The sequence below is a fragment of the Agromyces sp. NPDC052230 genome (assembly GCF_040679595.1).
In the GTDB taxonomy this organism is placed as follows: domain Bacteria; phylum Actinomycetota; class Actinomycetes; order Actinomycetales; family Microbacteriaceae; genus Agromyces.
Window position 1 is genome coordinate 459,294 of sequence record NZ_JBFAVC010000003.1, and the last position, 6,600, is coordinate 465,893.

The 6,600-nt window shown below is 67.8% G+C and carries 4 protein-coding genes; 2 read left to right on the forward strand and 2 right to left on the reverse strand.

Going from position 1 to position 6,600, the window contains the following annotated elements:
• Nucleotides 1-107: 107 nt before the first annotated feature.
• The gene (locus AB0K73_RS10035) at nt 108-1,376 is read right to left on the reverse strand and encodes an ATP-binding protein (protein WP_360517787.1); all 1,269 of its coding nucleotides are present in this window, start codon (nt 1,374-1,376) and stop codon (nt 108-110) included.
• Nucleotides 1,377-1,536: 160 nt separating this feature from the next.
• Nucleotides 1,537-3,339, reverse strand: a complete 1,803-nt coding sequence (locus tag AB0K73_RS10040; protein ID WP_360517790.1) for a hypothetical protein — start codon at nt 3,337-3,339, stop codon at nt 1,537-1,539.
• A gap of 208 nt (nt 3,340-3,547) precedes the next feature.
• Between AB0K73_RS10040 and AB0K73_RS10045 the strand changes: the two genes are divergently transcribed.
• Both AB0K73_RS10045 and AB0K73_RS10050 read left to right on the forward strand, forming a co-directional pair.
• Entirely contained in the window at nt 3,548-4,801 is a 1,254-nt protein-coding gene (locus tag AB0K73_RS10045) for a DUF4143 domain-containing protein (protein ID WP_360517793.1), read from the forward strand.
• 268 nt (nt 4,802-5,069) lie between these two features.
• Nucleotides 5,070-6,245, forward strand: a complete 1,176-nt coding sequence (locus AB0K73_RS10050) for an NINE protein (RefSeq protein ID WP_360517796.1) — start codon at nt 5,070-5,072, stop codon at nt 6,243-6,245.
• Nucleotides 6,246-6,600 lie beyond the last annotated feature (355 nt).

Below are 6,600 nucleotides of genomic sequence, written 5' to 3' on the forward strand. Positions count from 1 at the left end.
CTCCTCGGGGGACTCCGGTCGTAGCCGAAGATTCCGACGGTAGGGAGACCCACCGACATCCGGATGTCCCACGCGCACCTGACACGCCTCGACGGGTCGAAGGCGGCTTACGACCCGAGCTCCCACAGGGCGCTGATCGGCATTGCGCGGTTCTTCTCGCCGAAGGGGAGGGTCTCGGTGCCCGCGTAGAGCACGATGCCGGCGAGCAGGTCCTCGCCGAGCCGCGCGGCGAGGTGGTTGATGCCCTTGAAGTCGTCGGGTCGCACGGTGGCCGACGCCTTCACGTCGATCGCGACGACGCGCCCACGTCGGTCCTCGAGCACGATGTCGACTTCGACCTGATCTTTGGTGCGATAGTGCGACAGCTCGGCGCGGGTCAGCGACCACGTGAGCTGCCGCGCTATCTCCATGGCGACGAAGGCTTCGAGCAGCCCTCCCAGAGGGCTGTCGAGGCGTCGGAGGCTCGCGGCATCCTGACCGATGAGGTTGGCGGCGATCCCCGAGTCCACCATGGCCACTTTCGCGGTCGACACCGCCCGACCGCTCAGGTTGCGCGACCAGGCGGGGATCCGCTTGATCAGGAAGACCTCCTCGAGCAGCCCGAGATACCGGCTGACGGTCGTCTGCGGCAGCCCGAGCCGCCCCGCCAATGCGCCAGGCACCAGCAGTTGCCCGGATCGTGCCGCGAGCAGCCGGATGAGCGAGCGCATCTCGTGTCCGCGCTCGATCTCCGACAGCTGCATGACGTCACGATTCACGATGTCGGCGACGTAGTTGTCGAAGAACGCCTCGCGGCGGCGCCCGTCGCGTGCGACAGCTTCGGGGAATCCGCCTCGCACGATGCGGTCGATGTACCCAGATCGAAGCTCGTCGCTCTGATGCCTCAGTTCGGACCCCAGCTCGAACACGGCATCGATGAAGCCGTCGGGTCGGCCCTCGATCTCCCCCTGCGAGAGCGGCCAGAGTTCGATCGTCTCCATCCGCCCGGGCAGGGCGTCTGGCACTCCGCGGAGGCCGAGGACGCGCGCCGACCCCGTGAGCAGGAACCGGCCCGGCCGCGGGTCGGCGTCGACGACCTCCTTGATGGCGAGGAGGAGTTCGGGAACTCGCTGCACCTCGTCGATGATGAGCAGTCCGTCCTCGCGCACGAACGAGGTCGGATCGAACTCGGCGGCCTGCCGCGTGGCGGCGCGATCGAGGCTGCGCCACGTGCCGCCGCGCTCTCCGCCGAGCTGCGCGACGATCGTGCTCTTGCCGCACTGACGCGCACCGTTGACGAGCACCACGCGGGTGTCTTCGAGCGCATCCTCCACCGCGCGGCTCGCGTGGCGAGGAAGCAGTCGGCCGATCGGAGAGCGCGGGATCTGCTGGGACACGGGGTCATTCTTGCACAGGTGTGTGCAAGAATGGTCGCCGCCGTCGTGAAAGTTTGGTCGCTATCGATGTGAGATTTTGGCCGCTGGGAGCGTGAAAGTTTGGCCGCCCTACTCGTGAAAGCCTGGCCGGGACGCGTTCACTCCTCCAGGTCCTCCGCATTCACATCGCCATCGCCAGGATGGCGCCCCGCGCAACCGCCCCGCGGAGCGCAACAGGAACCACGAGCACGCCGTCGGCATCCGTCTGGAGCAGGCCCGCATCTTCGAGGCGCCTCAGCCGCTGCAGTGCGCGCGGCGTCAGCATGCGTGCGAGCTCACTGGATGCCGCTTCTTCGTCGTCGTCGACGCTCTCGGGCGCAAGGGCGGCCAGCAACCTCCGGATCGCCTCGGTGGCGATGGCAGATTCGAACATCGGGATCGCGCCTGCGCTCTGTTCGGTGAGCACCTCGGCCACGAACACCCCGACCACCATGTCGGCCGTCTCCAGCGGCGGCAACGGGAGGGTGAGCCATTCCCCGGCAGCCGGGCCCGGTCGTGCGCGGGTCGCACTTCGGGTGATCACCTCTGCGGTCGCCAGCGCCTCCCACCAGGCGCTCAACATCGGGACCTCGTACATCGAGCGCGCGTGCGTGGTCGCCGGTTCGGGCAACGGGACGTTCAGGTCGACGTCGATGAGCGGAGGGAACTCGAGCTCCTCCGACGAGCGCTTGGCGACACCGACGGCCGAGACGCCGATCATCGCCGCGACCCGTTCGATGTCGGCGCGACGTACGCCTCCCGACGGTGACACCGGCCGCCCCGTCCCGATCCACGCCAGCAGGTCGCGCACGGCGGCGACGATGCGGGTCTCGGCGAGCGCTGCGCGCCGCTCCGCCGGGTCGATCTGCTCGGCGCTGTCGATGGCGTCGACGATCGCGCCCGATCCGGGGAGCATCTCGGCGATCGCCTCTTCGACGACCTCGTGGGCGTCTTCCCACCCGTCGGCGTCACGAGACGTCTCGACGCGGAAGTGCACGTAGTCGTGGAGCGTGTCGAGCGCGTTCTCGAGCGCGTCGGATGCCTCAGGGTCATCATCCTCGAAGAGCACATCGATGAGCGGGTCGATGTCGTCGGGGTCATTGCCATCGAGCCCCGCGTTGCGCGCGAGCGCCAGCAGCGCTTCGAGCATCCTCGTCTCGTCGGAGACCGTCGGGGCGCCGATCGAGGACTGTCGTTCGAGCCATGCGCCGAACTCGCGAAGGGTTGGGCCGTCGTTCGGCAGGCTTCGGCGATGAGCGCGGTTGCCCGACGGCGGCGCCGCCTCAGCGGAGAGCACTCGCCCTGCGACCTCGCTCACCTCTACGCCCTCCGCGGCTGCCTGCGCGATCAGCGAGGCGGCGACGACGAGCGCGCCCCCCTCGAAGACGGCGAGCCCGCGGTGCCGACGGTGGAGGCTGTCGCGCGCATCGAACGCCCGACCCTTGGCTGCCAGCGCGAGGATGTCGACAGCTGCCGCCTTCGAAGGTCGCCCACCCCACTTCGGAACGCGGGTGCCGGCCAACGCCGCCCGCAGCGCCGCATCGGTATGACGGGCGTCGAGCAGCCCGAGGCTCGCACCGATGACCTGCGAGACCGCCGGGGCGTCATCCGCGGGCTCAGGTCCGATGGCCGCCAGCACGGCGCGCGCTCGTTCATCGTCGCCGTCGGCGATCGCCTCGGTGAATTGGGCGAGCACCGCGAGCGCCCCGGCCCGGTGCTCCCCCACCGGGGTGAACAGGGCAAGGTTGTGCCGCTCCGTCGCCCTCGCGAGCGCCGCGTTGAGGTCTTCGAGGTCGGTGCCTTCGAGATCGTCGAGATCGATGCCCTCCGCATTCAAGAGCGGAGCGAGTTCACCGAGCATCCGATCGGCCAGACCCGGCGTGTGCACGACCCCCATCTTCGCCAGCTGGGCACGGAATTCAGGGTCGTCGAAGGGCGTCGTCACCCCGCCAAGGCTAACCGGTGCGGTGACCAGCCGCGGCCTATACGAGCCGAGTGGATCCGACCGCCGGATTGCAGAAATCAGAATGGATGTGTTGCAAGGTCAGGTCTCATTTGGTTGCTTTACTGGGTCTGAAATCGTTGCAGAACTGCGTTTCAAATCGTTGCAGAACTGGGTCTGAAATCGTTGCAGAAACCGGTATGATCTCGAGATGACCTACATTGCACGTGTGGCCGACGCACTGATCGCCGATCGCCTCGCCTCTCTGGGCGCCGTGCTCATCGAAGGCGCGCGTGCGAGCGGCAAGACGGAGACCGGCCTCCACCACGCGGCGAGTTCGGTTCGGCTCGATCAGTCCCCCAGCCTCGTCGCCGTCGCTGAGAACGCCCCCGACGCGTTGCTCGAAGGCGCCACCCCGCGACTCATCGACGAATGGCAACTCGCCCCGGCGCTCTGGAATGCCGTGCGCCACGAGATCGACGCGCGGCGCTCACCCGCCCAGTTCCTCCTTTCCGGGTCTGCGACGCCCCCCGACGACATCACCAGGCACTCGGGCATCGGACGTATCGCCCGGGTTCGACTGCGCACGATGACGTTGGCCGAGACCGGCCGATCGAACCGCCAGGTTTCGTTGGCCGCACTGATGTCGCACCCCGATCGCGTTTCGGCCGCATCGGAACTGAGCTATCGAGACATGGCGGCGGAGGCGGTTCGCGGAGGCTGGCCGGCGCTCGTGGACGCATCGCTCACCGAAGCACAGCGCTTCAACCGCGAGTACAGCGAGGAACTCACCCGGGCCGACATCAGAGATGCCACTGGCGTTCGAAGGGATGTCGAACGCTTGCGACGCACACTCGAGGCCCTCGCACGGAATCTCTCGACGGAAGCGTCATTCACGACCTTGGCCGCTGATGTCAGCGGCGCCGACGGGCGAATCGGCCCTGACACGATCAGCGAGTACCTCGACGCATTCTCCGCGGTCTTCGCTCTCGAGACGCTTCCGGCTTGGAGCGTGAACCTCCGGTCACGCTCGCGACTCCGGAGCAAGCCGACGATCCATCTCGCAGATCCCGCGCTCGCATGCGCTGCGCTCGGGATCGGCCCCGACCGGCTCGCTCTCGATCCGGAGTACTTCGGGTTCGTGTTCGAATCGATGGCCGTGCGCGACTTGCGCGTCTACGCGTCGCTGCACGACGGTCGCGTGTATCGATATCGGGATAACACGGGGCTCGAGATCGACACCGTGATCGAGTATCCGGGAGGGGTGTGGGGCGCCGCGGAGATCAAGCTCGGCTCATCCGCGATCGCCGCCGCCGAGGCCAACCTCCTCAAGCTCCGCGACGAGCGCGTCGACCTGCAACGCGTCGGCGCGCCCGCCTATCTGGCCGTGATCACGACGACCGAGTACGCGTACACCCTGCCGTCCGGCGTGCACGTCATTCCGCTTGCGACCCTCGGTCCGTGACGTTCGATCGCTCTGTCGAGTTTCGCGGTAGGAGGTCGGCAGCGCGCTGGTCGCCCGGCAATGGTGCCGCCGAACGATGTGCCACGTTGTGGGGCGGATGCCGCGACATCCGCTGATCACAGGCGCTTTCTGTTGCGCCTTCGGATGCCTCGACCACGCGATTCGGGCATGCCGCGTCGGACCACCTGAGTAACGTCGGTCAGCTGTCGACCCGGCGGCGATGCGGACTGCCTTCGACGCATCCGACCTCACAGTGAAAGCGAACACCATGACTGACTCCACGACCAACACACCTGCCGTGGCCGACGCTCCGGCGGGCTGGTACGACGACGGGAACGGCGGCCGGCGCTACTGGGACGGCCACGCGTGGACCGAGCGGACAGCGCCCGGCGCCGACCGGCCGGGCAGCGCCCTGGCGGACGCTCCGACGGCAGCGTCCGCCCCGACAACCTCCCCCTACGCGACGACGAACTCCGCCCCGAAGTCCTTCATCGCGACCTGGCTCTTCGCCCTCTTCCTCGGCGTGTTCGGTGTCGACCGGTTCTACCTCGGCAAGATCGGCACCGCGCTCGGGAAGCTCTTCACGCTCGGCGGCCTCGGCGTGTGGGCCCTCGTCGACCTGATCCTCGTGCTCGCCGGCGCCCAGCGCGACAAGCTCGGCCGCCCGCTCGAGGGCTACGCGAAGTACCGCACCATGGCCTGGATCGTCACCGCGGCCGTCCTGGTTCTCTCACTCGTCATCAACGGCGTGAACGCCGCGAACCGCGCCGCCGACACGGCCGACGCGCCCAAGCCCGCAGCCGGGGCATCCGCAGACGATGGCAACGAGCCCGAAGCGGATGCCGCACCCGCGGCCGAGCCCGCCAAGCCCGCCGTGCAGGAACTCGCCGTGGTCGAGACCGCGTTCGGCAAGGACATCGAGTCGGACATGTGGTGGTACGCGGTGGTGCTCGACAACCCGAACCCCGACCACGTCTTCCCGTCGGCCGGCATCACGATCGAGGCCGTCGACACGAACGGCGTCATCCTCGACTCGGGCAGCGACTACTCCACGATCCTGCAGGGCCGCACGGTGATCGTCGGCGACTTCTTCTCGGTCGGAGCCGGCAGCATCGCCAAGCTCGAGGTGCGCGGTCCGACGAGCGCTGCCGCCAGTTCGTCGCCCGCCGCGGAGACCGGCTCGTTCACCGTGTCGGACATCGCGACGACCCAGGAGTACGGGTGGATGGACGTCACCGGAAAGGTCACATCGACGTTCAGCGAAGACCAGGAGCTGGTCACGGTCGCAGTGATCGCTCGGGATGCCGCGGGCACGATCGTCGGCGGCGACTTCACGTTCATCGACCGCCTGCCCGCGGGCGGCACCGCGCAGTTCGAGTCCTCGCTGTGGAACGTGGAGAACCTGCCCGAGGGTGGCACATTCGAGGCCTTCGCGTCGCTGTAGCACCCGCCCGCCGGGTGCCGGCCGCCGAGCTGCGCGGCCGGCCCGCCGCCCACCCTCCACTCGACACCGCCGGGCGTGAGCCGACTGTAATGTCCGGGCTAGACCGGATCTCGAAGAAGTTCGCGTCGTTCATTCACAGCCTGCGATTGCCTCTGACAGGATGAGCCGAACGATCGGTCAGAAGGGCACCCAAAGATGCTAGGTAGCGAGCCACAGACATACACAATTGCCGAGATACTTAAATGGCAATCAGACGGCGAGTGTCGACGACGCTCGAAAACTGGACAGTAGCGGCGGCTTGTATTCCAGCAGTCATCGCAACGAGGGGTGATTCTCGGAGGCTAGCAAAGCGTTG